Origin of the sequence: Kocuria sediminis (genome assembly GCF_009735315.1) — a bacterium.
In the GTDB taxonomy this organism is placed as follows: domain Bacteria; phylum Actinomycetota; class Actinomycetes; order Actinomycetales; family Micrococcaceae; genus Kocuria; species Kocuria turfanensis.
This window is the reverse complement of record NZ_WOGU01000013.1, coordinates 20141-45513: the sequence shown is the minus strand read 5'-3', so window position 1 is coordinate 45513 and position 25373 is coordinate 20141. Positions and strand designations below refer to the sequence as shown.

Sequence of the window (25373 nt, the reverse complement as noted above, 5' to 3'; positions counted from 1 at the left end):
AGCAGCGAGGCTTCCACCACCCCGGGGGCTTCCTCCGCCGGGGGCGACGCCTCGGAGCTGCTGTGATCCTTCCCCGCCCGCGCACCGACCTCCCCGAGCTGGGCGAGGTCGCCCAGGCCCTGACACGCCTGGGCGAGAGGCTGGGGGCCGGCCCCGCCGACTCCCTGGTCGACGCGGTCGTCCGGTGCGCGGTGGAGTGGGTGGACGGCGCGCGCTGGGCCAGCGTCACCGTCCTGCAGCAGGGCAGCTTCCGGACGCTGGGCCACACCGGCCCCGAGGCCGCCGCCGCCGACGCCCTGCAGTACGAGCTGCGCTCGGGCCCGTGCGTCGACGCGGTCCTGGACGACAGCGTCCTCGTCTCGGGAGACCTCGCCCACGACGGCCGCTGGCCCGGCTACGGGCCCCGGGTCGTCCGGGAGGTCGGCGTCACCAGCGTCCTGTCCCACCGGCTGCGGCTGATCGGGGACCCCGAGCTGATCGCCTCCCTGAACCTCTACTCGGACGCCCCGGACGCCTTCGACGAGCACGCCATGTGGGCCGGGACGCTGCTCGCCACGCAGGCGGGCCTCGGGATCTCGGTGGCGGTCACCCACCAGCGGGCCGCCCACCTGGAGGCGGCCCTGCGCACCAACCGGGAGATCGGGACGGCGATCGGCATCCTCATGGCCCGGCACCGGGTGACCCGCGAGCAGGCCCAGGAGCTGCTGCGGCTGGCCAGCCAGGACACCAACCGCAAGATGAGCGAGATCGCCGCCGAGGTCGTGCAGACCGGGGAGCTCTCCCTGCCCCGCCGGCCTCCGTCCGGCGGGTCCTGACCGAGGCACCCTGACCGGTGCACCCGGGTGCACCCGGTGCACCCGGTGCACCCGGCCGGTCCGCGGTGCCGCGGGGCTCAGGCTGCGGGGCTCAGGAGAGGACCGCCTCCGCGGCCCGGCGCCCGGAGGCCAGGGCGCCCTGGGTCGACCCGGTGGTGCGGTGGTCACCGCACACGTAGAGGCTGTCGCCGAGCGCGGCGGGGCGGTCCAGCACGCGCCCGGGCGGCTGCTCGGGCAGGGCGTCGCGGATCTCGTGCACGGTGAGCAGGTCCCACGCGGAGGCGTCCGTCCCCCAGATCCGGCCCAGCTGGCGCCGGACCTCGGCCTCCGCGGGCAGTGCGGCGCCGCGCGGCAGGAGGGCGCTGGCCTGGACGAGGGCCCGGCCGTCCGGGGCGTAGCTGGGGGCCGCGTTGCTGACCACGGCGGTGTCGACCAGGGGCCCGCCGGTGCGTCCGGGCAGGACCAGGCACGCCAGCTCGGAGGGGGCGGCCTCCGCGGCGAACCACCACGTGGCCTCGCCCTTCATCGGGGTCGCCGGCAGGTCGAGCAGCCCGGCCGCGGCCGGGGCCTCCGTGGCGACGACCACGGTGGGCGCCCGCCAGGTGCCGTCCCCGGCGCCCACGGACCAGCCGGTGCCGGTGCGCTCCAGGGCCCGGACACGGGTGTCCAGGACGGCGGGCGTGCGCAGCCCGTCGTGGAGCCACTCCGGCAGCGCGCCCATTCCGCCGGCCGGCAGACCGGGGGTGCCGAGCAGGAACCAGCCCACCAGCTCCCGCACGAAGGCCGCGGAGGTGCGCCCCTCGTCCTCCAGGATCACCCCCGCCAGGAAGGGCTCGAGCACCAGGTCCCGCAGCGGGCCGCGCACCCCGGCGCGGTCGAGGGACTCGTGCCACGGCCGGTCGTGCTCCTCCTGCCGCCGTGCGCCGGGGTCCAGGCCGGGGGCGAGCCAGGCCAGCAGGGCGGGCAGCCGCCGCAGCTCCACGCAGCGGCTGCGCAGGGTCTCCACCAGGCGGCGGGGGACCCGCCGCGGGTCGGCCAGGACGTCGATCCCGTCGCCGCGGGGGATCCCGGCCGCCGCGTCGAAGGGCTGCAGGCCCAGGGCCGCGACCTCCACGCTGCGCCGCAGCTCGGTGTAGGCGGGGTTGAGCACCTGGAAGCCGCGGTCACAGCGGAAGCCGTCGACCAGGTCGGTGCGCACCCGGCCCCCGACCCCGTCGGAGGCCTCGAGGACCGCGACGTCCAGACCGTGCTGCTCGAGCAGGCGGGCGCACTGCAGACCGGACAGTCCGGCGCCGACGACGATCACGTCATGGTCCACGAGGAGCCTCCTAGCGGGTCGGGACGGCCGCGGCCGGGTGGGCGTGCGCGGCGGGTGCCGCGGGGCGGGCGGGGATCGTGAACAGCGCCGACTCCACGGTCAGCCCGGGGCCGAAGGCCAGGGCGCACACGGTGCGCTCCTCGCCCGGCGGGGCCTGGTCGATCACCTGGCGCAGCACGTGCAGGACGGTCACGCTGCTCATGTTCCCGCGGGTGGCCAGCACGTCCCGGGACTCGCGGAGCGCCTCGGGGGGCAGACCCAGCGTGTGCTCGAGTTTGTCGAGGATGCCCCGGCCGCCCGGGTGCAGGGCCCAGTCGGTGATGCCCCCGCGGTCCACGGCACCCTCCGGTCCCTCCAGCAGGGCCTCCAGGGCGGCGTGGATGTTGTCCTCCAGCACCTGCGGCACGGCCGCGCCGAGGATCATCTCGAACCCGGAGTCGCCGATGGTCCACGCCATCGCCTGCTCGCCGTCGGGGATGACGAGGGTGCGGAACCGGTCGAGCTGCAGCAGCGGCACGCACCCGTCCGGGACCCGGGAGCCGATCAGGGCCGCCGCCGCGCCGTCGGCGAAGAGGGCAGCGCCCCGGATGGCGTCCGCGTCCCGGGCCGGGCGCAGGTGCAGCGTGCACAGCTCCACGGCCACGAGCAGCACCACCGCGTCCGGGTCCGCGGTGGCGATGGCCGCCGCCTGACGCAGCCCGATCAGCCCGCCGTGGCAGCCCATGAAGCCGATGTGCGACCGGCGCGTGGCGGGGTTGAGCCCGAGGTCCCGCACCAGGTGGTAGTCGGGGCCGGGGGCGAAGAAGCCGGTGCAGGAGACGGTGACCACGTCGGTGATGGAGGCGGGATCGACCGCGGGGCAGCGAGCCAGGGCGTCCCGGGCCGCCTCGGCGAACAGGCCGGGGGCCTCCTCCATGTAGGTGCGGTTGCGGGCACCGGTGAGCGGTGCCCGGAACCGGCCGTCCCCGGTGATGTAGGGCGAGCCGTCCCGGGCGTCGGGGTCGACCAGCTCGGAGAGCACCGTGTGCCGGCGCGCGACCCCGGAGGCGCCGAACACCGTGCGCAGCAGCCGGGCGTTGAGCCGGTCGGTGCCGGGCTGGGCCTGGTAGAGGTCCTGGGCGTCGGTCTGCTCGAGCACGTGCGGCGGAAGGGCCGTGCCGAGGGACAGGAGTGCGGGCGTCATCCCGTCCAGTATCCGTGCTGGCACCGACAGCCGCCACGGAGGACGCGCGGAGCACGCGGGGAAGGCGTGCGGGGAACTCCCGGGCACGGCCGGGCGGGCCCGCGGTCGGCGGGCCCGCCCGGGGCGGTCTCAGACGGTCGTCGTCGCGGCGTCGAAGTCCAGCCGCGGCAGCCGGTCGTGGCGCGGGGCGGCGGGGGCGCCGATGTTCACGACCATGAACGAGCGCAGGCTGGTCCCGGCGTGGAACGCGGCGTCCACCCCGGGGGCGTCGAAGCCGCCCATGGGGCCCGCGGCCAGGCCCGCGGCGCGCACGGCCAGCACGAAGTACCCGGCCTGCAGGTGGGCGTTGTCCCGACCCATCCGGTCGCGCAGCTCCTCGTTGCCGGCGAACATCGCCTGGTTGCCGGCGGCGGGCGGGAACACCACGGGCAGGTGCTCGTGCCAGTCGGTGTCGTAGCTGAGCACGGCGACCACGGGGGCGCCGGCCGTCTTGGCCCGGTTGCCCTCGGCCAGGAGAGGGAGCAGACGCTCCTTGGCCTCCGCGGAGCGGATCCACGTCACGCGCAGCGGCTGGATGTTCATGGCCGTGGGGCCCATCTTGGCGAGGTCGAAGATCGCGCGCAGCTGCTCCTCGCCGACGGGCTCGTCGAGGAACTCCGAGGCGGTGCGGGCCTGGTGGAAGAGGAGATCGGCGGAGGGGGCGTCGAGGACGGTCCGGTCCTGGAGGACGTCGGTGGTCATGGGGGTTCCTTCCCGGTCGGCAACATTTGCTGTACGCGTCAACAAAATCGGGGTCGGATCCATGCCCGGTGCCACTGTGCCGTGCGTCACGGCCGGGCCGGTAGGGTGAGCCCATGTCCTCCGCCCCGGCCGCCGCCCGCCGCGCCCTGCTCCTGGGCGGGGCCCTGACCGGGATGGGGCTCCTGCACCTCGTGCGGCCGGCGCCCTTCGACGGGCTGATCCCACGGGCTCTGCCCGGCCCCGCCCGGGCGTGGACCCTGGGCTCCGGCGTGGCGGAGCTGGGGGTCGGTGCGCTGCTGCTCCACCCGCGCACCCGCCGCGGCGGGGGCTGGGCCGCGGCGGCCCTGTTCGCGGGGGTGTGGCCGGGCAACGTCACCATGGCCTGGCGCGCCCGCCGGGCCTCGCCGGCGCGGCGGACCGTGGCGATCGTACGGCTGCCGCTGCAGCTGCCGCTGATCGGCGCGGCCCTGCGCGTGGCCCGGGAGGCCTGAGCGCCGGGACCGGGCCCCGGCCGGGTTCGCATTCGGTCACACGCGCACACCCTCCCTACGCTGAGCACAGCACAGGAGTGGGGGCTCCGTTTCCGCAGGGGGTCGCTCCCGCTCCAGTCCATCGGGGGGTGGAACCGTGTGCTCCGTGCCGCCTCCCGCCCGACCGGCCGGAGGAACTCCCGTGACGCCCACCCGCAGCACCACCGTCTCCCTGGCACTGGCTGCCGCTCTCGCCCTCGTCCCGCTGGGCTCCGCCGCGGCGACCGCGCTCCCGGAGGCCGCGTCCCCCGCCACCGCGCCGGCGGAGGCGACCGACCGCGTCGTCGTGAAGTTCCGCGACGGGACCGTTCCGCAGGGCTCCCGGGACGGCGTCTACGCGCGGGCCGCGGAGCGGGCCGGGGGCGGCGGGCTCGCCGAGACCACGACCACCGCGGACGGCGCCCAGGTGCTACGCACCGGCGGGATGCTCGCCGGTGCCGAGCTCGAGGCCCTGACCACGGCCCTGGAGCAGGACCCCGCCGTGGAGTACGCGGCGCCGGACCTGCTGGCCGGCACGGCCGCCGTGCCGAACGACCCGTCCTACACCACCCGGCAGTGGAGCCTGTGGGACGACCCGGCCGGGCTGGGCATGCCCGCCGCGTGGGACCTGGCCACCGGGGCCGGGCAGACCATCGCCGTGGTGGACACCGGCATCACCGCGCACCCGGACCTGGACGCCAACGTCCTGCCCGGCTACGACTTCGTCTCCACGGCCGAGAACGGGCGGGACGGCGACGGGTGGGACGCGGACCCGTCCGACGAGGGCGACTACCCGGACGCGGTCCTGTGCCCCGCCAGCCCCATGCCGACGACCTCCACCTGGCACGGCACCCACACGGCCGGCATCGCCGCGGCCGACGCCGGCAACGGGCAGGGCATCGCCGGGGTGGCCCCGGACGCCCGGATCCTCCCCGTGCGCGCCGTGGGCGCCTGCAGCCAGGGCTACATCACCGACGTCGCCGCGGGCGTCACCTGGGCCAGCGGCGCCGCGGTGCCGGGCGTGCCCGCCAACCCGCACCCGGCCACGGTCATCAACCTGAGCCTCGGCGTCCCGGGGGAGTGCCCGCCGGTCCTGCAGACGGCGATCGACGAGGCCCTGTCGCGCGGGATCCCCGTGGTCGTGGCCGCCGGGAACCAGGGCATGGACGCCGCCCTGTCGGCGCCGGCCAACTGCGCCGGGGTCATCTCGGTCGCCGCCACGGACGTCTCCGGGGCGCTGGCCCCCTACTCCAACTCCGGCTCCGTGACGCTCGCCGCCCCCGGCGGCGACCCGTACGCACAGATCCTGTCCACGGGCAATGCCGGGGCCCAGGCGCCGGCCGGACCGGCGTACACCGAGCGCAACGGCACCTCCATGGCCGCGCCGGCCGTCTCCGGCGTGGTGGCCCTGCTCCGCGAACGGTCCCCGGAGCTCGGCGTGGACGGGATCCGCGCCGCGCTGACCGGCACGGCCCGGCAGGCCCCGGGCGGCTGCGCCCCCGGCTGCGGCGCCGGCATCGTGGACCCCGTCTCCGCGCTGGTGGAGGCGCAGGGCGGGGAGCCCTTCCGCACCGGCGGCGGCATCGGCGCCCTGCACCGGAAGATCGCCGCGAGCGCCGGAGAGCCCCGCTCACGGGAGCTGTGCGCGCTCGGCGGGACCCCGTGCTTCCAGGAGTTCGCCAACGGGTGGATCGTCTGGAGCGCCGGCACGGGCGCCCGCTGGACGACGGTCCTGCCGGCGCAGTGGTGGGGGATCGCCTCCGCCGGCTGACCGGTGACCCGGTCCGACGGCGCCGTCCACCCCGCGGTGGACGGCGCCGTTTTCCGTGCGCCCGTGGCCGGGCTCCCCGCGGCGGTCCGGGACGTCCCATTCCGTCACAGAAGCAACCGCTTCGTACGCTGAGCGCAGCCGCGCCGGCCGCCCCGGCCCCCGCGACCGGTGCGCCGCTCAGCCTCCGGCGGCGCTCTGCCTCCCCCCACGGCTGGAGACCCCATGACGTCCTTCCACGGCCGCGTCCTGCCCGGCGCGCTGTCCGGCCTCCTCGCGGCAGTCCTGGTCCTCGCCCCGTTCGCCGCCACGGTCCCCGCGCAGGCACGGCCCCGCCCCGGGCACACCGTCCCGGCGGCCCCCGCGCCCGGGACCGCACCGCCGGCGAGCGCCGCCACGACCGCCCAGCACCCGCCCGTGCCCGCGGACCGGCACCGCGCCGGGCCGGGCGAGCCGGCCGGGGGCGGGACCGACCGCGTCGTCGTGAAGTTCCGGGCGGGCGCGACCCCCGCCCCGCGGGCCCGCGAGCGGGTCTACCGGGCCGCCGCCGAGCGGGCCGAGCGGGACGGCGCGACGGGAGTCCAGCGCCCGGACCCGGCGCCGGAGCTGGAGGAGATCGCCGAGACCGTGGGGGCGGCGAAGGTCGTGGCGGCGGACGAGTTCCTCGACGCGGAGGAGGCCGAGGCGCTGGCCGGTGCCCTCGAGCAGGACCCGGCGGTCGAGTACGCCGAGCCCGACCACCTGGTGGGCGTCGCCTCGGTGCCCGACGACCCCTACTATGCGCCGTCGCAGTGGAACCTGCACCCCACGCGCGCGGGCCTCGGCCTGCCCCGCGCGTGGGACCGGGCGACCGGTGCGGGCCAGACCATCGCGATCGTGGACACCGGGATCACGGCCCACCCCGACCTGGACGCCCAGGTCCTGCCGGGCTACGACTTCGTCACCCACTTCGAACCCGGTGTGCAGCGGGGCTCCGCCCGCGACGGCGACGGATGGGACCCGGATCCCCGGGACGAGGGGGACCACGCCGGCGCGGACGAGTGCCGGCCCGGGGCCGCGGCCGTGCCCTCCTCGTGGCACGGCACCCACACGGCCGGCACCGCGGCGGCGCGCGGCGGCAACGCGACCGGCGTGGCCGGCGTGGCCTACGACGCGCGGATTCTGCCGGTGCGTGCCCTGGGCGCCTGCGGCGAGGGCTACGTGTCGGACATCGCCGTGGCCGTCGCCTGGGCCGCCGGCCACGACGTCGGCAGCGGGGTGCCGGTGAACCCCCACCGCGCCACCGTGGTGAACCTCAGCCTCAGCTTCCTCTCCGGCAGCTGCCCGGCCGTCCTGCAGGAGGCCGTCGACCGGGCGCTCTCCGCCGGGACGAGCGTGGTCGTGGCGGCGGGCAACCACGACCGGGACGCGCGCACGGAGTCCCCGGCCAACTGCCGGGGCGTGATCTCCGTGGCCGCCTCCACCGCCTACGGCACCCGCGCCCCGTACTCCAACTGGGGGGCGGTCACCCTCACGGCCCCCGGCGGGGACGTCTCCCGCCCGGTGTGGTCGACCACGAACAGCGGGGCCACCCGGCCCGGGGCCGGCAGCTACGCCGGTAAGTACGGCACCTCGATGGCCAGCCCCACGGTGGCGGGCGTCGTCGCCCTGCTCCGTCAGGCCGCCCCCGGCCTGACCCCGGCCCAGGTGAAAAGCCACCTGGTCGCCACGGCCCGGCCGCTGCCCGGGCAGTGCCCGGGCGGCTGCGGGGCGGGCCTGGTCGATCCGGCGGCGGCGGTCTCCCGGGCGGCGGTGCAGCAGGGGCACGCCACGCGCGGCGCCATCGGGCGGCTGCACGAGCGGATCCGCTCCGCCACCGGGGAGCCGCGCGCTCCGGAGCTCTGCGGGCTGCCGCAGGGCGGGTGCTCCCAGGAGTTCGCCCGGGGCGCCATCTACTGGACGGCGGCCACGGGCGCCCACTGGGTGCACGGGGCCGTGCGCGGGGCCTGGAACCGCTCCGGGGGCGTCGGCGGCCACCTCGGCTATCCCCGCTCCGGGGAGCGCGGCGACGGCGCCGGTGGGGTCCACCAGTCGTTCCAGCGCGGCAGGGTCGTGTGGAGTCCCGGGACCGGTGCGGCGGTCCTGCGCGGGGCCATCGGGGCGCGCCACGCCGCGACGGGCGGTGAGCAGGGGGTGCTGGGGCGCCCGCTGGGCGACGAGCGCGGCGGCCCGGCAGGAGGGGCCCACCAGGCCTTCGAGCGGGGCAGGATCCTGTGGTCGCCGGCCACGGGGGCGCACGCCGTGCGCGGGGCGATCGGCCGCGCGCACGCCGACCTGGGCGGGGAGGCGGGGCGCCTGGGCTATCCGGTGGGCCAGGCGCGCAGCTCCGGCGGCTCGACCGTCCAGCGCTTCCAGGGCGGGACGGTGGCCTACCGCCAGGGCCGGACCACGATCTCCACCCGCTGACCCGGTCCGCGTCCTCCCCCTGCGCCCCGGGTCCCTGCGCTCAGGCGTTGAGCCGGTGGATGCGGCCGCTGAGGACGGTGGCGAAGCCGCACCAGCCGGCGTAGGGCAGCAGCGCGACGCCGAGCAGCGGCCGCACCTGCCCCGCGCGGCGGGCCAGATCGGCGGAGCTGGCCGTCAGCGCCGCCGCCGCGACCGTGGCCGTGGCGGTGTCGTGCCTGCTGAAGAACACCCAGCTCCACCCCGCGTTGAGGGCGAGGTTCACGGCGAGCGCGGTGCGGTAGCCGCGCCGGCGCCGGCCCGCGGCCGAGGGCGTGTCCCCGGGGCGCGGCCGGCGGATGACCCCGTTGCGGTCGCGGTGCCCGTGCCGCCCCGGGCGGGTCCGCCGCTGCAGCTCGGTGAGCACCGCCGCGGAGGTGACCGCCAGGTCGGCGTAGAGCGCGGTCCACACCACGGGGAAGACCGCCGGAGGCGGCTGCAGGGGCGGCTTGCGCAGGTCCGCGTACCAGGTGCTGTCCACCCCCGACGCGGTGGCCGCGGTGCCGGCCGCGGCGGCGGCCGCGGTCTGCGCGGAGGTCTTGAGCAGATTCGTCCAGAACATGGGCTATTCCGTTTCCTCGGCGGTCCCGTTCGGTGGGTCCACCCTATGCCGGGCCCAGGCGCCGAGGATCCCGGCAACCAGGGAGCCGGCGTTGCCGGCGGCCAGGTCCCCCATGGTGTCCGTGTAGCCGACCTGCACGCGAGGGTCGACCAGCGCGTAGCCGGCGAACTCCACGTACTCCCAGACCAGGGCCAGCGTGGTGCCCAGGGCGGTGACCACCAGGACGTGGGTCACGGGGCCGGGCGTGCGCAGCCGGCCCCAGCGCTCGAGGGCACGGAAGGCGAGCTCGGCCAGCACGGCGGTCGCCGCGAAGTGGACCACCAGGTCCCAGTGCTCCAGCCGCTCGTAGAGCAGGAACACGGAGCTCCACGCGGCGACCAGCAGCAGCAGGTCCGTGGCCAGCTCCAGGAACGCCGGCAGCCGGGCCCGCCAGGTGATCGTGATGCCCAGGCACACCAGCATCATCACGGCGGCGCCCGCGACGTTGAAGAACACGGCCGTGAGCAGCACGGACAGCGGGCCCGCCCAGCGGACCGCGAGCACGGTCCCTCTCATGCGCCGCTCCGGCCGGCACGGTGCCCCAGGCGCGCCTGCCAGCGCTCCCGCGGGCGCTCCTCGGCCCAGTTCACCCGCAACGTCCGGACGGCCCGCGCCAGCCGGCGGACGGCGGGGCGCCCGGCGCGCAGCGCCCGCGGCGACATCCCCACCGTGAGGCCGGGCCGGTACAGGATGCGGCGCCCCGGGGCCAGGCGGAAGCTGAGGTCGAGGTCGTCGTGCAGCTCCGGGTCGTGGCGGTGGACCCGGTCCCGGACCTCGAGCCACCAGGACCGGCGCATGGCCATGTTGGTGCCGAACAGGGGCGGATGGCCCAGGGCCGAGGCCGTGCTGAGCACGTACAGACCCATGTAGAGCTCGGAGAGCAGCCGGCCCGTCCCGGGCGGCAGGTCGCGGAAGCGGCCCGGCCCGGCGACGGCCACCGCGTCGGGGCAGGACTCGAGGGCGGCCAGCAACCCGGCGATCCACTCCGGGCCCGGCACGGTGTCGGCGTCGCAGCGCACCACCACGTCCCCGTGGGCGGCGTCGTAGCCGGTGGCCGCGGCGGCGGGGATGCCGGGCCGGGGCTCGAGCACCACGCGCGCCCCGGCCGCCCGGGCCACCTCCGGGGTGCTGTCGCCGGAGGCGTTGTCCACGACCACGATCTCGTCCGGCGGGCGGGTCTGGGCGGCGATCAGGCGCAGGCACCGGGCGAGGTGCGCGGCGTCGTCGCGGGCGGGGACGACCACGGAGACGGTGGGGGACCGGGGCCCGGGGGCGGGGGGCGGGGGCGGTCCGGTCCGGTCTCTGCTGTCCGTCATGGACCCATTCTGGCGCAGCGGCCGCCTACAATCGGCACATGCAGGCCGAGGAGGGCACGACGAGCACGCCCGGTGGCGCACCGCCGGAGCCGAACGCGCACCGGGATCGCAGGGGGTTCGACGTCCTCTTCCTGCTCCAGCACTTCAGCACCGAGGCCGAGCGCTACGCGGACCAAGTCCGGCGCCGCTACGGCCTGGCGCACAAGGACGTCCACGCCCTCAACGAGGTGATGCAGGCCAACCGGGAGGGGCGGCCGGTGCGGGCCGGGGACATCGCCCGCCGGCTCGTGCTCAGCGGGTCGGCGACCACCACGGTCATCAAGCGCCTGGTCTCCGCGGGGCACATCGTGCGCTCGATCGATCCGCGCGACCGCCGGGAGGTGAGCCTGCGGGCCACCGAGCACGCCTACCGGGCCGGCCGCGAGATGTTCGCGCCGATGACCGAGGAGGTCCTGGCGGTGCTGGAGGACTGCGGCGACGACGAGATCGAGGTCCTGCGCCGGCGACTGCCCCAGCTCACGGACGCCGTGCGCCGGGCCGGCCGGCGCGCCGCGGAGGGCGGACCCCCGGCACCGGCCGCGGCGACAGCGGTAGCGGCCACGGCAGCGGGAACGGCAGCGCCGGCAGCCGGGCCGTCCGCCGCCCCGGGATGACCCGGACGAACACTTCGACTTTCGAAGGACTGTGGTGGAATGGGGGCATGGTGACGGTCTTCTCGCGCGAATCGGCATTCTCGAGCGCCCGTCCGGGCACCGGGGCAGGCGCCGGCCCGGACGCTGCGGGGGCTTCCGCGGTCCCGGCCCTGGACCGGTTCCTCGCCGAGTCCACCGGCCGCGCCGGCGCCGTGGACCCGGGCTTCGCCCAGCTGTGGGAGGAGGTCGCCCGGCTGAGCAGCGGGGGCAAGCGGATCCGGCCCCGGCTCGTCCGCCTCGCGGCGGCCGCCTATCCCGATCCGGAGCCCGACCCCGTGGTCGAGGCCGTGGGCGCCGCCTTCGAGCTGCTGCACACCGCTCTCATCGTCCACGACGACGTCATCGACCAGGACGAGCAGCGGCGCCACCAGCCCACCATCAACGCCGCCGCGGCCGCCCGTGCGTCGGCCTCCGGATCCGCCCCGGAGCAGGCCCGGCAGTACGGCGCGAGCGTCGGGGTGATCGCCGGGGACCTCGCCCTGGCCGGCGCGTACCGGCTCGTGGCCCGCTCCGGGCTGTCCCCCGAGCGCCTGCCCCGGCTGCTCGAGCTGCTCGACGAGGCGCTGTTCAGCTCTGCCGCCGGCGAGCTGCTCGACGTCGACCACACGCTGCCCGGGGCCCGCCCGGAACGGGAGCAGATCCTCGCGGCCACGTGCCTGAAGACCGCCGTCTACTCCTTCGAGACGCCGCTGCAGGCCGGGGGAGTGCTCGGCGGCGCCCCGGAGGAGCACGTCGCCGCGCTCGGCCGGCTCGGCCGCACCGTGGGCACCGCCTACCAGCTGGTGGACGACCTGCTCGGCGTCTTCGGGGACCCGGAGGCCACGGGCAAGTCCGCGGTCAGCGACCTGCGGGAGGGCAAGCGCACCATGCTCGTGCTGGCCGCCCAGTGCACGGCCGACGGCGAGGAGCTCGACGCGATCCTCGGCCGGCCGGACATGAGCGACGAGGAGGCCGCCCGGGCCCGGGCGCTCATCGAGCGGTGCGGGGCCCGGCGGGAGGTCGAGGACATGGTCGCCGGGTGCGCCGCCGAGGCGCGGGAGCTGCTGGAGGCCGCCGGACTGCCCGAGTCCCTCGACCAGGACCTGCGCCGCATCGTGGGCGGGGCCACGGAGCGCATCCGGTGAGCGCGGCGCAGCACGCCGGGTCCCCGGCCGAGGCCGCCGCCCGCTACGACGACGCCGCCCGGCAGGCCGCCGCGACCGTCATCCGCCGGTACTCCACCTCCTTCGGCCTGGCCTGCCGGCTCCTGGGCCCGCAGATCCGCCCCCACGTCTACGCCGTCTACGCCCTCGTGCGGATCGCCGACGAGATCGTCGACGGCGCCAGCGCCGGCGCCGGGGTCCCGGCCGAGGGGGCGCGGGAGCTGCTCGATGACCTGGAGGCCGAGACCTACGCCGCGATGGCGCGCGGGTTCAGCAGCAACCTCGTGGTGCACGCCTTCGCCCGCACGGCCCGCGACGCCGGGATCGGCGCCGACCTGGTCCGCCCGTTCTTCGCGTCGATGCGCGCCGATCTCAGCGAGGACCGGCACAGCCCCGGCTCCCTGGACGAGTACGTGTACGGCTCCGCCGAGGTGGTGGGCCTGATGTGCCTGCAGGTCTTCCTCGCCGGCCGGGAGGTGCCCCCGGACCTGCGGGCCCAGCTCGTCGCCGGGGCCCGCCGCCTGGGCGCCGCGTTCCAGAAGGTGAACTTCCTGCGGGACCTCGCCGAGGACTACGGCGAGCTGGGCCGCGTCTACTTCCCCGGCGTGGAGCCCGGCGCGTTCTCCGAGACCGAGAAGAACCGGCTCCTCGACGACATCGACGCCGACCTCGCCGCCGCCCGGGCGGTGATCGACGACCTGCCCGTGTCCTCCCGCGCCGCCGTCCTCGCCGCCCACGACCTGTTCCGGGAGCTGTCCGTGCGCATCCGTGCCACCCCCGCCCGGGAGCTGCTGAGCTCCCGGATCCGCGTGCCCGACCCGCGCAAGGCCGCGCTCGCCGCGTCCGCGGTGGTCAGGGCGAGGACCCGGCGCCGCGCCCCCGCCCCGCGCGGGCGGCGCGCCGTGGTGGTCGGCGCCGGGATCGCCGGGCTGGCCGCGGCGGGCCTGCTCGCCAAGGACGGCTGGGACGTCACCGTCCTCGAGCGCGGGGCGCGCACCGGTGGGCGGGCCGGGCTGCTGGAGCGGGACGGGTTCCGCTTCGACACCGGGCCCTCCTGGTACCTGATGCCGGAGGTCTTCGACCACTTCTTCCGGCTCATGGGCTCCAGCGCGGCGCAGGAGCTCGACCTCGTGCGCCTCGACCCCGCCTACCGGGTCTACGGCGAGCGCTACGAGCACCCGATCGACATCCGCTCCGACCTCGAGCACACGGTCGCGCTGTTCGAGTCGGTGGAGCCCGGCTCCGGCGCGCGGATCCGCACCTACCTGGCCTCGGCGAAGCGCACCTACGAGCTGGCCGTGGGCCACTTCCTCTACACCTCCTACGCCGCCTTCACCCCGCTGCTCAACCGGGCGGTGCTGCGGGGGCTGCCGGAGCTCGCCCGCCACCTCTCCGGGTCCCTGCACGACTTCGCCGCCGCCACCGTCCGGGACACCCGGCTGCGGCAGGTGCTGGGCTACCCGGCCGTCTTCCTGGCCAGCGCGCCCCGGATGACGCCCTCGCTCTACCACCTGATGAGCTGGATGGACCTCGCCGACTCCGTGCAGTACCCGCGGGGCGGGTTCCGCCGCATCATCGAGGCCGCCGAACGGCTCGCCGTCGCCCACGGGGCCCGGATCCGCACCGGGGCCGACGTCGTGCGGATCCGCACCTCCGCGGCCGCGGACGGTCCCGTGCGGGCCACCGGCGTGGTGTGGCGGGACGCGGAGGGGACCGAGCACGAGCTCGCCGCCGACGTCGTCGTCTCGGCCGCGGACCTGCACCACACGGAGACCGCGCTGCTGCCGCCCGAGCTGCAGAGCTACCCGCAGCGGTACTGGGACCGGCGCCAGACGGGCCCGGGGGCGGTGCTCGTGATGCTCGGGGTGCGGGGGGAGCTGCCCCAGCTGCCGCACCACAGCCTGTTCTTCAGCGAGGACTGGGACACCAACTTCCGGGCCATCTTCGAGGAGCCCACGCGGGTGCCGGACCCCGCGTCCGTCTACGTGTGCAAGCCCTCGGCCACGGACCCCTCGGTCGCCCCGGAGGGGCACGAGAACCTCTTCGTCCTGATCCCCGTGCCGGCCGACCCCGGGCTCGGCACCGGCGGGCCCGACGGCACCGGCGCCGCGCGCGTCGAGGAGATCGCCGACCGGGTGATCGACCAGGTCGCCGCGTGGGCGGGCGTGCCGGACCTGCGCGAGCGGATCGTGGTGCGCCACACGGTGGGCCCCGAGGACTTCCGGCGGGACTTCAACTCCTGGCGGGGCAACGTGCTGGGCCCCGCCCACGTGCTCCGGCAGTCCGCGTTCTTCCGCGGGGCCAACCGCAGCCGCAAGGTGGCCGGGCTGCACTACTGCGGGGCCTCGACCATTCCCGGCATCGGGCTGCCGATGTGCCTGATCAGCGCGGAGATCCTGCTCAAGGACCTGCGGGGGGACACCTCCACCGGGCCGCTGGCAGAACCCCTGGTGCCGCGCGGATGAGCTTCGCGTACCTCGGCTTCCTGCTGCTCAGCCTGGCCGGGATGGTGCTCCTCGACGTGCGGGGCAGGCTGTTCCTGGCTCACGACCCCCGCCGGGGCGCCCTCGTGCTGGCCGCGGGCGTGGTGTTCTTCCTCGCGTGGGACGTGGCCGGGATCGGCCTCGGGATCTTCCTGCACAGCCGGAGCGCGTACGCGACCGGCTGGATGGTGGCCCCGCAGATCCCGGTCGAGGAGGTCGTGTTCCTGCTGTTCCTCTGCTACCTCACCATGAACCTGGTCCGGCTGACGGAGAAGGCGCTGGCGCGCCGCTCCGCCGCGGCCGAGCCGGTCCGCGAGGAGGCGGACGCCCCGTGACCTACGCCCTCATCATCCCGGTCTTCCTGGCGCTGGCCCTGACGCCGGCCACCCTGCTGGTCCGCCGGCCCTCCCCGGCGCCTGCCCCGCGCCGGGCCCTGGCCGTGCTCGGGATCTCCTTCGGGGTCCTGGCGCTGCTGACGGTCGTGTTCGACAACCTCATGATCGCCGCCGGGCTCTTCGACTACGGGGCCGGGCACATCACCGGGCTGCGGATCGGCCTGGTGCCGGTGGAGGACTTCGCCTATCCGCTGGCCGCGCTGCTGCTGCTGCCCTCGCTGTGGTGGGGACTGGCCGGGCGCGGCCGGCTGACGGGCACCGTGCGCACCCTGGTGGCCACGTCCCGCCCGGTCTCGTGGGTCAACACCGCCTTCCCGTTCGCGGCGGCCTACGTCCTGACGACCGGCCGGGTGGACCTGCCCCTGGTGGTCGGGACCCTGTTCTTCCTGTTCCCCTACAACCTGCTGATGTACGGGATCAACGACGTCTTCGACTACGAGTCCGACCTCCGCAACCCCCGCAAGGGCGGCGTCGAGGGCGCGCTCGTGGACCGCTCCGAGCACCGGATGATCCTGGTGGGCTCGGTGCTGGCCGCCCTGCCCTTCCTGGCGTACCTGCTCCCCGCCGGCGGGGCCGCCGCGGCCGGGGTGCTGGGGGCGAGCCTGTTCGCGGTCGTGGCCTACAGCCTCGAGGGACTGCGCTTCAAGGAGGTCCCGTTCCTGGACTCGGCGACCTCCGCCGCCCACTTCGTGTCCCCGGCCGTCTACGGCCTGGTGCTCGCCGGGGCGGACCCGTCGGTGGGCCTCGTGGCCCTGTGCGCGGGGTTCTTCCTGTGGTCGATGGCCTCCCAGGCGTTCGGGGCCGTGCAGGACGTCCGGGCGGACCGGGAGGGCGGGCTGCGCTCGATCGCCACGGTCCTGGGCGCCCGCCCCACCGTGTGGGCCGCCCTGGTGCTCTACCTCGCCGCCGGGCTGCTCCTGCTGCTCGTGCCCTGGCCCGGGCCGCTGGCGTCCCTGCTGGTGCTGCCCTACCTGGCGAACCTCGTGCCGTTCCTGACGATCACGGACGCCGGCTGCGCGCGGGCCAACCGCGGCTGGCGGCGGTTCCTGTGGCTGAACTACCTCACCGGCTTCCTGGTGACGATGCTGCTGCTGTGGTCCTGGGAGCTCGCGCACTGAACCGGCGCCTCCGCGCCGCTGGGTGAGGGCACAAAAATACTAACCAGTAGTCGTCGGAAAGCATTGCTTTTGCCGACGGGAGCGGGGGCCGATACTGGAGGCACCGGACCGTCGGCCGTGAGCCAGGACACAGGTGCCCCGTCCTGACCGCGGCCGTCGCCGGTGCGTTCCTGCACGACCACCGCTCAGCGGCCCATCCTCCGAGGACCTGCACCCATGACCGTCGAACTCCTGCCGAACGTCGTCCCCGCCCCGTCCCGCCCCCGCCTCCGCGGGACCGCCGCCCTGTCCTGGGGCGTTCTCGCGCTGCGGTGCGCCTGCGGCGCCGCCGAACCCGAGTGCCTGTACTGCTCCGGTCCCGAGAGCGACTGAGGGGCGTGGCCGTCGTGTCCGCGTCCGTCGACCGCGTCGTGGCCCGCAGCCCCCTGGGCGGCTGGGAGGTGCGAGCGCCGGGCTCCCGCTGGGGCGGCCTCCGGGCGAGCACCCGGGCCGGCGCCCTGCAATGGGCCTGGAACATCACCCGGGACACCGGGGGCAGGGTCCTGCTGCACCCCGGCGCCGCTCCCGGCCGCGGGTCCGTCCCGAGCCGCTGAGCCTCCCGGCCACCGCCGGCCCGGGCCCGCAGGCCCGGGCCGGCGGAGCTGCTACAGGTCCGCGAGCACCGACATCGGGTTCTCGACCGCGTCGGCCACCATGCGCAGGAAGCCGCCGGCCGTCCCGCCGTCGCACACCCGGTGGTCGAAGGCCAGGGAGAGCTGGGTGACCTTGCGGACGGCCAGCTGCCCGTCGACCACCCACGGCCGGTCGATGATCCGGCCGACCCCGAGGATCGCCACCTCCGGGTGGTTGATGATCGCCGCGGCCCCGTCCGTGCCGAACACCCCGTAGTTGTTGAGGGTGAACGTGGACCCGGACAGCTCCGCCGGGGAGGCCTTGCCGGAGCGGGCGAGCTCGGTGAGCCGCCGCAGCTCCGCGTCGAGGCCGCGGGCGCTCAGGGCGTGGGCGTTGCGGATGTTCGGCACCACGAGCCCGCGGTCGGTCTGCGCCGCGAAGCCCAGGTTCACGCCCTCGAAGCGCACGATCTCCTGGCTGCCGTCCTCGCGCGTCTCGATGCGGGTGGCGAGCTCGGGGTAGCGGGTCAGGCCGGCGAGCACGAAGCGGGCGATCAGGGCCATGAGCCCCGGCGCGGTGGCGGGGTCCTGCGCCTTGAGCGCCGCGCGCAGCTCCACCAGCTTCGTGGCGTCCACGTCCACCCAGACGGTGGCCTCGGGGATCTCGGTGCGCGAGCGGCTCATCGCCTGCGCGATGACCTTCCGCACCCCCGAGACCGGCACGCGCCCGGCCACGCCCAGCCCCGTGCGCGGGTCCGTCGGGGACGGCGCCCCGGCGGCCGTCTCCGGGGCGAGGGGCTGCGGCGCGGCGGCCTCCGGCGTGGCCGTCTCCGGGGCGGCGGCCACGACGTCCCGGCGGAGGATCAGCCCGCCGGGCCCGGAGCCGCGCACGGTGGAGATGTCGATCCCGCGGTCCTTCGCGAGCTTGCGCACGATCGGGGAGACGACGGTGGGGGCCAGCCGCGGGGCCGAGGCCATCGCGTCGTGGGCGGCCCCGGCGGCGGCGGCCTGCCCGGCGGCCTGCTCGGCGAGCTGCCGGGTGAGCCGGTCGCCGAGCCCGTCGGCGACCGGGCCGGAGGCCCCGGCGGTGGCGCCGGAACGCCTGGGGCGGCGCCGGCGCCCGGCCGATCCCGCCGCCGGGGTGCCGTAGCCGATCAGCACGCTGCCGGAGCCCTCGGCGTCGTCGGAGGTCCCGGAGGCCACGGTGCCCGCCTCGGCCGCGGAGCGGGGGTCCGCGCCGGCGCGCTCCTCCTCGCGGTAGGACTGCCCGCCGCGGGGCCCGCCGCCCTGCGGGGCGGGGGTCCCGGAGGTGTCCCCGGTGTTCACGGAGATCAGCGGCGCGCCCACGTCGAGGGTCTGCCCGGAGGCGCCGTGCAGCTCCTGCACGGTCCCGGCGAAGGGGCAGGGCACCTCCACTGCGGACTTGGCGGTCTCCACCTCGGCGATGGGCTGGTCCACGGCCACGGTGTCGCCCACCTGGACCAGCCAGCTCACGAGCTCGGCCTCGGTGAGTCCCTCGCCGAGGTCCGGCAGGGTGAACGTCTTCACGGTCATGGTCAGTCCTCCCACTGCAGGTCGTCCACGGCGTCGAGGATGCGGTCGACGCTGGGCAGGTAGTACTCCTCGAGCTTGGGCGAGGGGTACGGGATGTCGAAGCCGGTCACCCGCCGCACCGGCGCGGCCAGCGAGTGGAAGCAGCGCTCCTGCACCCGGGCGACGATCTCGGCGGCCACGGAGGCGAAGCCGGGGGCCTCGGCGACCACGACCACGCGCCCGGTGCGGCGCACCGACGCGGCGACGGTCTCGTCGTCGAACGGGACGATGCTGCGCAGGTCCACGACCTCGAGGGAGCGGCCCTCGGCCTCGGCGGCCGCGGCGGCCGCCAGGGCGGTGGGCACGGACGGCCCGTAGGTGAGGATCGTGGCGTCCTGCCCGGTGCGGGCGACGACGGCGCGGCCCTCCCGGCGCTCCGGGGCCCGGTTCTCGTAGCGGTCCCTCAGCTCGGCCAGGTCCACCGGCGCCTTGGACCAGTAGAGCTTCTTCGGCTCGAAGAACACCACGGGGTCGTCCGAGTCGATCGCCTCGCGGAGCATGAGGTAGGCGTCCTCGACGGTGGCCGGGGTGAAGACCTTCAGGCCCGGGGTGTGGGCGTAGTAGGCCTCGGAGGAGTCGCAGTGGTGCTCCACGCCGCCGATGCCGCCGGCGTAGGGGATGCGGATGACGATCGGCAGGGTCACGGCGCCGCGGGTGCGGTTGTGCATCTTCGCGATGTGCGAGGCGATCTGCTCGAAGGCCGGGTAGGCGAAGGCGTCGAACTGCATCTCGATCACGGGGCGCATCCGGTTCATCGCCATGCCCACGGCCATCCCGGCGATCCCGGACTCGGCCAGCGGGGTGTCGAAGCAGCGGGTGCGGCCGAAGCGCTTCGTCAGCCCGTCGGTGATCCGGAAGACCCCGCCGAGGGTCCCGACGTCCTCCCCGAAGACGACGACGGCGTCGTCCGCGGCCAGGGCGTCGGCCAGGGCGGTGTTGAGCGCCTGGGCGAAGGTGGCCGGCTTGACGGCCGGGGTCCGCCCGGACGGGGCGGGGGCCTGGAGGGTGCTCACTGTGCGATCTCCTCTCGGGCGAGCTCGGCGGCGAGGAACTGCTCCTGCTCGGCGAGCTGCGGGGTCTGCTCGGTGTAGACGTGGCGGAAGAGCTCGCGCGGGTCGACCTCCACGTCGGCGTTCATGCCGTCGCGCAGGGCCGCGGCGACGTCCTCGGCGGCCGCGGCGATGCGCTGCTCGGCCGCGTCGTCGAGCAGCCCCTCCCCGGCCAGGTAGGCGCGCATGCGGGTCACGGGGTCCTTGGCGATCCACTCCTGCACCTCGGCGTCGTCGCGGTAGCGGGTCGCGTCGTCGGCGTTGGTGTGGGCCTGCATGCGATAGGTGTGGGCCTCCACGAGGAGGGGCTCGGACTCCGAGCGCGCCAGGTCCACGGCGCGGCCCAGCGTGGCGAGCAGGGAAACCAGGTCGTTGCCGTCCACCCGCTCCCCGGCCATGCCGTAGCCGACCGCCTTGTGGGCGAGGCTCGGGGCGGCCGACTGCTGGGACAGGGGCACGGAGATCGCGTAGCCGTTGTTCTGCACGAAGAACACGACCGGCAGCTTGAACACGGCGGCGAAGTTCAGGGCCTCGTGGAAGTCGCCCTCGCTCGTGGCGCCGTCGCCGCACATGGCCAGGACCACGGTGTCCTCACCGCGCAGCTTCGCGGCGTGGGCCACGCCCACCGCGTGCAGCAGCTGGGTGGTCAGCGGGGTCGACTGGATGCCGACGTGGTGCTCGTGGGGGTCGTAGCCGCCGTGCCACTCGCCGCGGAAGATCGACATCACGTCCATGGGCCGCACGCCCCTGGTCATCACGGCCACGGTGTCCCGGTAGGTGGGGAACAGCCAGTCGCCCTCCCGCAGGCACAGGGCCGCGGCCACCTGGCAGGCCTCCTGCCCGTGGCTGGAGGGATAGACGGCCATCCGGCCCTGGCGCACCAGCGCGGAGTTCTGGTCGTTGACCCGGCGGCCGACCACCAGCTTCTCGTAGGCGCCCAGCAGCACGTCCCCGGCGGGCAGCGGGTACTCGTGGCCGGGCTCGGTGCCCTGCTCCTCGGCCGGCAGCAGGCGGCCGGCGGGGTCCACCATCCGGATCTCGCCGCGGGCCGGGAGCATGTACTGCTCCGGTGTGATGCCGAAGGTCTGGGAGGCCCGGAGGATCGGGTCCTCGGGGGTCTCGACGGTCTGGCTCATGGTGTCCCCTCGGTCGGTCCCCGGTCCGGGCGCGGACGCGGGGAGGCGGGAAGGCCGCTGAAGTTCTGTCCGCCCAGTATGAGAAGGATGAGCGGTTCGTATCCAGGCGCGCGGGAAAGTCCAGAATCCTGCGGGCGGCGGTGCCGTCTCCGTGGACGAAATGTTTTACTGTGGCGTGGGACACACGCATTCGTCCGACACCGCTTCCCGCCCTCCCACCCCACCCCGAAGGAGCCCGCCGTGCCCTCGACCCCCGTCCCGCTGGACGAGACCGACCGGAAGATCCTCGCCGAGCTCTCCCGGGACGCCCGGCAGTCGGTGACCGCGATCGCGGCGGCCGTGCACGTCTCCCGCGCCCACGCCTACGCCCGCATCAACCGGCTGCGCGACGAGGGGGTGATCCTGCGCTTCAGCACCGTGATCGACCCGGTGCGCGCCGGGCTGCAGGCCTCGGCCTACGTGACGCTGAAGCTCCAGCAGAACACCTGGCGGGAGCTGTGCGGGCAGCTGCAGGCCATCCCGGCCGTGCACCACATCGCCCTGGTGGGCGGGAACTTCGACGTCATGCTGCTGGTGCGCGCCGTGGACACGGTGCACCTGCGGCAGGTGATCTTCGAGCACATCCAGCAGCTGCCCGGCGTGGTGGACACCCAGACGTTCCTGATCTTCGAGGACATCGACACCCGGGCGTAACCCGCCGCGGCACCGGGTGCGCGGGACGCCACCGGGGGTGATCGCAAGGGCGTCACAGGATGCGTCGCGAGCGGCGTCACGATCCGTCACGGACGTCATCTTCGGTCGTGGAGCGGCGCCGGCCCGCCCCGCGCATACTGTGGTCCCAGCTTCACGAGACGCGACTGCCAAGCTCCGACTGGGTCGCGCACCAACCCCATGCTCACCGGGTGGTTCGGATGAGGAAGCGGCCTGCATCCCCGTTGCCGCGCAGCGGGTGACCGGTGCGGGTAAGAGCAAGTGCACAGGAGCCGCGCCATGTCCCTCCCCGTGACCGACCTGGACCTCTCGACCCGGCAGATCCACGCCGGCGCCGACCACGACCCCGGGCAGCGCACCCTCACGGTGCCGATCTACCAGAGCGCCGCCTTCGAGTTCCCGGACTACGAGGCCGCCCGGCAGATGTTCGCCCAGACCCGGGCGGGCTTCACCTACACCCGCACCGGCAACCCGACGGTCGCCGTGCTCGAGCAGCGGATCAGCGACCTCGAGGGTGGGGTGGGCGCCGTGGCCACCGGCTCCGGGCAGTCCGCGGTGGCCGTGGCGCTGCTGGCCCTGCTCGGGCAGGGGGAGGACAGGCACCTGGTCGCCTCCGAGAAGCTCTACGGCGGGACCGTGGACCTGCTCACCGACTCGCTGGCTGACCACGGCGTCGAGGTCGACTTCGTGGACCCCACCGTCCCCGGCGCCTGGGCCGCGGCCGTGCGCCCCGACACCCGCGCCTTCCTGCTCGAGTCCATCGGCAACCCGCTGGCCACGCTGCCGGACCTGCCCGGGATCGCCGACGTCGCCCGGGCGGCCCGGGTGCCCGTCGTCGTCGACAACACCCTCGCCTCCCCGGCGCTGTACCGGCCGCTGGAGAAGGGCGCGGACGTCGTGGTGCACTCGGCCACCAAGTTCCTCGGCGGCCACGGCAACGCCCTCGCCGGGGCGGTCGTGGACGGCGGGACGTTCGACTGGTCCGCGCAGCCGGCGCGGTGGCCGCAGTTCACCCGCGCCCGCGCCCGCTGGGGCGGGCAGAGCCTGCTCGACAAGTGCGCCGGGGCCAGCCCCTACCTGCACCTGGTTCGGGCCAAGTACGTGCACGACCTCGGCACCACGCTCTCCCCGTTCAACGCCAGCCAGATCCTGCAGGGCACCGAGACCCTCGACCTGCGGGTGGCCCGGCACACGGCCTCGGCACTGGCCGTGGCCGAGTTCCTCGCCGATCACCCCGCCGTCGCGCGCGTGCACCACCCCGGGCTGCCGGGGGACCCCGGGGCCGGGATCGCGGCCCGGGACTTCCCCCGCGGCACCGGCTCCGTGTTCTCCTTCGACCTCGCCGCCCCGGACGCCGCCGTGGGGCCCTTCATCGACGGGCTGCGGCTGTTCAAGCTGGTCGCCAACATCGGCGACACCCGCAGCCTCGTGGCCCACCCGGCCGCGATGACCCACTGCCGGCTCACGCCCGAGCAGCGCCGGGCGGGCGGGATCGCCGAGACCACCATCCGGCTCTCGATCGGCCTCGAGGCCCCGCAGGACCTCGTGGCCGACCTCGGCCAGGCCCTCGACGCCGTGCCCGAGACCGTTCCGACCCTCCGGAAGTGAGCCCCACCATGACTCGGACCGTCACCACCCGCCGACGCGGCTTCACCACCACCGCCGTCCACGCCGGCCAGCAGCCCGACCCGCTGACCGGGGCCGTCATCCCGCCGGTCTACCAGACCTCCACCTTCGCCCAGGACGGGATCAACGTCCTGCGCGCCGGCCACGAGTACAGCCGCGGCTCGAACCCCACGCGCAACGGCTTCGAGGAGCAGCTCGCGGCCCTGGAGCACGGCGATCGCGCGTTCGCCTTCGCCTCCGGGATCGCCGCCGAGGACGCGCTGCTGCGGGCGGTGCTGCGCCCGGGCGAGCACGTGGTGCTCGGCGCCGACGGCTACGGCGGCACCAACCGGCTGATCACCCGGGTGCTCGCCCCGTGGGGGATCGGCCACACGCCCGTGGAGATCACCGACCTCGACGCCGTCCGCGCCGCGGTCCGCCCCGGGGACACCGCGGTCCTGTGGCTGGAGACGCCCTCCAACCCGCTGCTCGGCATCGCCGACGTCGCGGCCTGGGCGGAGCTGGCCCGGGAGGCGGGGGCGCTGCTCGTGGTGGACAACACCTTCGCGTCCCCGTACCTGCAGAACCCGCTGCTGCTCGGCGCCCACGCCGTGGTGCACTCCACCACCAAGTACATCGGCGGGCACTCCGACGTCCTCGGCGGGGCCGTGGTCGTCGGAGCCGCCGCCTGGCGCGGCGCGCCGCTCGCGGAGACGGTCGGCTTCCAGCAGTTCGCCGCCGGCGCCGTGGCCGGGCCCCAGGACTCCTACCTGGCCGCCCGCGGGCTCAAGACCCTGAGCCTGCGCATGGAGCGCCACCAGGAGAACGCCCAGCGGATCGCCGAGTGGCTGCTGGAGCGCCCGGAGGTGTCCCGGGTGCTCTACCCCGGGCTGCCCGAGCACCCCGGCCACGCGCTCGCCGCGACGCAGATGCGCGGGTCCGGCGGCATGGTCTCCTTCCGCCTCGCCGGGGGAGAGGCTGCGGCCCGCGCGGTGGCCGAGGGCACGCGGCTGTACTCGCTGTCCGTGAGCCTGGGCGGGGTCGAGTCCCTGATCTGCTATCCGTCGGAGATGACGCACGCCTCGGTCCGGGGCACCCCGCTGGCGGTGCCCACCGACCTCGTGCGGCTGTCGGTGGGGATCGAGGACGTCGAGGACCAGCTGGAGGACCTCGAACGGGCGCTCACGGGCGCGGCCTCGTAGCCCGAGGCGCTACCCTGGCCCGCATGAGCACCGGCACCCCGCACTCCGAGACGTTCCTCGAGCTGCCCGGGCCCGTGGTGGGCACCGGGTGGCTGGCCGGCCACCTCGGCGACCCCCGGCTCGTGCTGGTGGACGCGAGCTCCACGCTCAACCGCACCGAGGAGGCGATCCCGGGCGCCCTGCTCCTGGACCTGGACGGGCCGTTCGCCGACCCGTCCGCGGAGCTGCCGCACACGATGCCCCCGGCCGGCCGGCTGACCGCGGCGGCCCGTGCGCTGGGGATCTCCCGGACCAGCACCGTGGTGGCCTACGACGGCAAGGGGATCTTCGCCTCCGCCCGGGTGTGGTGGATGCTGCGGGCGGCGGGCTTCGACCGGGCGGCGGTGCTCGACGGCGGGCTGCCGGCCTGGGCCGCCGAAGGACGGCCCGTGGGCACGCACGCGGATCCGCCCGCCGAGCCCGGCGACGTCGAGCTCGTGCCGCAGGAGGGGTTCTTCGTGGGCGCCGACGACGTCGCCGACGCCCTCGGGGAGCCCGGGGCGGTCGTCCTCGACGCCCGCTCCGCCGGCCGGTTCGCGGGCACGGAGCCCGAACCGCGGCCCGGCCTGCGCCCCGGCCACATGCCCGGGGCGGTCAGCCTGCCGTACACGGAGCTGCAGGGCCCGGACGGGCGGCTGCTGCCGCTGCCCGAGCTGCGGGCGCGGATCGCGGCGGCGGCCCCCGAGGGGCGGCGCGTGGTCACCAGCTGCGGCTCGGGGCTGACCGCGTGCGTGCTGGCCCTGGGCGCCCACCTCACGGGCCGCACGGAGGTCGCCGTCTACGACGGCTCCTGGGCCGAGTGGGGCCGCCCGGGCCCGCGGCCGGTGGCCGGCCCCGGCTGAGCCGGGCCCCGGTCAGCCGCGGG

General features: G+C 75.8%; 24 protein-coding genes and 1 riboswitch. Of the genes, 15 read left to right on the top strand and 9 right to left on the bottom strand.

Annotation, left to right across the window (positions count from 1 at the left end; translation table 11 throughout):
* Positions 1–62 precede the first annotated feature (62 nt).
* The gene (locus GMA12_RS14775; RefSeq protein WP_156270256.1) at positions 63–815 is read left to right on the top strand and encodes an ANTAR domain-containing protein; all 753 of its coding nucleotides are present in this window, start codon (positions 63–65) and stop codon (positions 813–815) included.
* A 91-nt stretch (positions 816–906) separates the two neighbouring features.
* Here GMA12_RS14775 and GMA12_RS14770 read toward each other — a convergent pair whose 3' ends face one another.
* The 3 genes from GMA12_RS14770 to GMA12_RS14760 all read right to left on the bottom strand — a co-directional run bounded on the left by GMA12_RS14770 (position 907) and on the right by GMA12_RS14760 (position 4057).
* On the bottom strand, positions 907–2133 hold the full coding sequence (locus tag GMA12_RS14770; RefSeq protein ID WP_162459910.1) for an NAD(P)/FAD-dependent oxidoreductase: 1227 nt from the start codon (positions 2131–2133) through the stop codon (positions 907–909).
* A gap of 10 nt (positions 2134–2143) precedes the next feature.
* On the bottom strand, positions 2144–3316 hold the full coding sequence (locus GMA12_RS14765; protein ID WP_156270254.1) for a type III polyketide synthase: 1173 nt from the start codon (positions 3314–3316) through the stop codon (positions 2144–2146).
* Between the two features lie 129 nt (positions 3317–3445).
* A complete protein-coding gene (locus GMA12_RS14760; RefSeq protein WP_156270253.1) occupies positions 3446–4057 on the bottom strand; it encodes a malonic semialdehyde reductase in 612 nt (203 codons plus the stop codon).
* 113 nt (positions 4058–4170) lie between these two features.
* On the opposite strand from GMA12_RS14760, the gene GMA12_RS14755 reads away from it, so the two are divergent.
* From GMA12_RS14755 to GMA12_RS14745, 3 genes are all read left to right on the top strand, one after another.
* Entirely contained in the window at positions 4171–4548 is a 378-nt protein-coding gene (locus GMA12_RS14755; RefSeq protein ID WP_156270251.1) for a DoxX family protein, read from the top strand.
* Positions 4549–4729: 181 nt separating this feature from the next.
* The gene (locus GMA12_RS14750) at positions 4730–6337 is read left to right on the top strand and encodes a S8 family serine peptidase (protein ID WP_156270250.1); all 1608 of its coding nucleotides are present in this window, start codon (positions 4730–4732) and stop codon (positions 6335–6337) included.
* Between the two features lie 222 nt (positions 6338–6559).
* Positions 6560–8779, top strand: coding sequence for a S8 family serine peptidase (locus tag GMA12_RS14745; protein ID WP_156270249.1), 2220 nt, complete (start codon positions 6560–6562; stop codon positions 8777–8779).
* 40 nt (positions 8780–8819) lie between these two features.
* Here GMA12_RS14745 and GMA12_RS14740 read toward each other — a convergent pair whose 3' ends face one another.
* The 3 genes from GMA12_RS14740 to GMA12_RS14730 are packed head-to-tail and all read right to left on the bottom strand — an operon-like array spanning position 8820 to position 10732.
* Entirely contained in the window at positions 8820–9377 is a 558-nt protein-coding gene (locus GMA12_RS14740; RefSeq protein WP_156270248.1) for a TspO/MBR family protein, read from the bottom strand.
* A 3-nt stretch (positions 9378–9380) separates the two neighbouring features.
* The gene (locus GMA12_RS14735) at positions 9381–9932 is read right to left on the bottom strand and encodes a DUF2238 domain-containing protein (RefSeq protein WP_156270247.1); all 552 of its coding nucleotides are present in this window, start codon (positions 9930–9932) and stop codon (positions 9381–9383) included.
* Positions 9929–10732, bottom strand: a complete 804-nt coding sequence (locus GMA12_RS14730; protein WP_156270245.1) for a glycosyltransferase family A protein — start codon at positions 10730–10732, stop codon at positions 9929–9931. The genes GMA12_RS14735 and GMA12_RS14730 overlap by 4 nt, the downstream gene beginning before the upstream one ends.
* Before the next feature lie 38 nt (positions 10733–10770).
* Between GMA12_RS14730 and GMA12_RS14725 the strand changes: the two genes are divergently transcribed.
* The 7 genes from GMA12_RS14725 (at position 10771) to GMA12_RS14695 (ending at position 17155) form a co-directional block, all read left to right on the top strand.
* Positions 10771–11385 (top strand): MarR family winged helix-turn-helix transcriptional regulator, encoded by a 615-nt coding sequence (locus GMA12_RS14725; RefSeq protein ID WP_156270243.1) that lies wholly within the window; start codon positions 10771–10773, stop codon positions 11383–11385.
* A 47-nt stretch (positions 11386–11432) separates the two neighbouring features.
* Positions 11433–12548 carry a polyprenyl synthetase family protein gene (locus GMA12_RS14720; RefSeq protein WP_156270241.1) on the top strand — a complete coding sequence of 372 codons (1116 nt, stop codon included), beginning with the start codon at positions 11433–11435 and terminating at the stop codon, positions 12546–12548.
* On the top strand, positions 12545–15031 hold the full coding sequence (crtI, locus tag GMA12_RS14715; RefSeq protein WP_156270239.1) for a phytoene desaturase family protein: 2487 nt from the start codon (positions 12545–12547) through the stop codon (positions 15029–15031). The genes GMA12_RS14720 and crtI overlap by 4 nt, the downstream gene beginning before the upstream one ends.
* Entirely contained in the window at positions 15028–15384 is a 357-nt protein-coding gene (locus tag GMA12_RS14710; RefSeq protein WP_062736188.1) for a lycopene cyclase domain-containing protein, read from the top strand. Before crtI ends, GMA12_RS14710 begins: the two co-directional genes overlap by 4 nt.
* Positions 15381–16562, top strand: a complete 1182-nt coding sequence (locus GMA12_RS14705) for a prenyltransferase (protein WP_162459909.1) — start codon at positions 15381–15383, stop codon at positions 16560–16562. The genes GMA12_RS14710 and GMA12_RS14705 overlap by 4 nt, the downstream gene beginning before the upstream one ends.
* A 216-nt stretch (positions 16563–16778) precedes the next feature.
* Positions 16779–16934, top strand: a complete 156-nt coding sequence (locus GMA12_RS14700; protein WP_156270237.1) for a hypothetical protein — start codon at positions 16779–16781, stop codon at positions 16932–16934.
* Between the two features lie 5 nt (positions 16935–16939).
* Positions 16940–17155 (top strand): DUF2188 domain-containing protein, encoded by a 216-nt coding sequence (locus GMA12_RS14695; RefSeq protein WP_156270235.1) that lies wholly within the window; start codon positions 16940–16942, stop codon positions 17153–17155.
* Between the two features lie 51 nt (positions 17156–17206).
* Here GMA12_RS14695 and GMA12_RS14690 read toward each other — a convergent pair whose 3' ends face one another.
* From GMA12_RS14690 to GMA12_RS14680, 3 genes are read right to left on the bottom strand one after another with little or no spacing between them, the layout of a single operon-like run.
* Positions 17207–18727: a dihydrolipoamide acetyltransferase family protein gene (locus GMA12_RS14690; protein ID WP_156270234.1), complete on the bottom strand. Its 1521-nt coding sequence runs from the start codon at positions 18725–18727 to the stop codon at positions 17207–17209.
* Between the two features lie 2 nt (positions 18728–18729).
* A complete protein-coding gene (locus GMA12_RS14685; protein ID WP_162459908.1) occupies positions 18730–19779 on the bottom strand; it encodes an alpha-ketoacid dehydrogenase subunit beta in 1050 nt (349 codons plus the stop codon).
* On the bottom strand, positions 19776–20951 hold the full coding sequence (locus tag GMA12_RS14680; protein ID WP_156270233.1) for a thiamine pyrophosphate-dependent enzyme: 1176 nt from the start codon (positions 20949–20951) through the stop codon (positions 19776–19778). The genes GMA12_RS14685 and GMA12_RS14680 overlap by 4 nt, the downstream gene beginning before the upstream one ends.
* 240 nt (positions 20952–21191) lie before the next feature.
* Here GMA12_RS14680 and GMA12_RS14675 point away from each other — a divergent pair, with 240 nt between their 5' ends.
* The 4 genes from GMA12_RS14675 (at position 21192) to GMA12_RS14660 (ending at position 25350) form a co-directional block, all read left to right on the top strand.
* A complete protein-coding gene (locus GMA12_RS14675) occupies positions 21192–21644 on the top strand; it encodes an Lrp/AsnC family transcriptional regulator (RefSeq protein ID WP_062736194.1) in 453 nt (150 codons plus the stop codon).
* A gap of 149 nt (positions 21645–21793) precedes the next feature.
* Positions 21794–21926: riboswitch (SAM riboswitch) on the top strand.
* A gap of 15 nt (positions 21927–21941) precedes the next feature.
* Positions 21942–23270, top strand: a complete 1329-nt coding sequence (locus GMA12_RS14670; RefSeq protein WP_156270232.1) for an O-acetylhomoserine aminocarboxypropyltransferase/cysteine synthase family protein — start codon at positions 21942–21944, stop codon at positions 23268–23270.
* An 8-nt stretch (positions 23271–23278) separates the two neighbouring features.
* Positions 23279–24469: a cystathionine gamma-synthase gene (locus GMA12_RS14665; RefSeq protein ID WP_156270231.1), complete on the top strand. Its 1191-nt coding sequence runs from the start codon at positions 23279–23281 to the stop codon at positions 24467–24469.
* Positions 24470–24492: 23 nt separating this feature from the next.
* Positions 24493–25350 (top strand): sulfurtransferase, encoded by an 858-nt coding sequence (locus tag GMA12_RS14660; protein ID WP_156270230.1) that lies wholly within the window; start codon positions 24493–24495, stop codon positions 25348–25350.
* Positions 25351–25373: the final 23 nt, after the last annotated feature.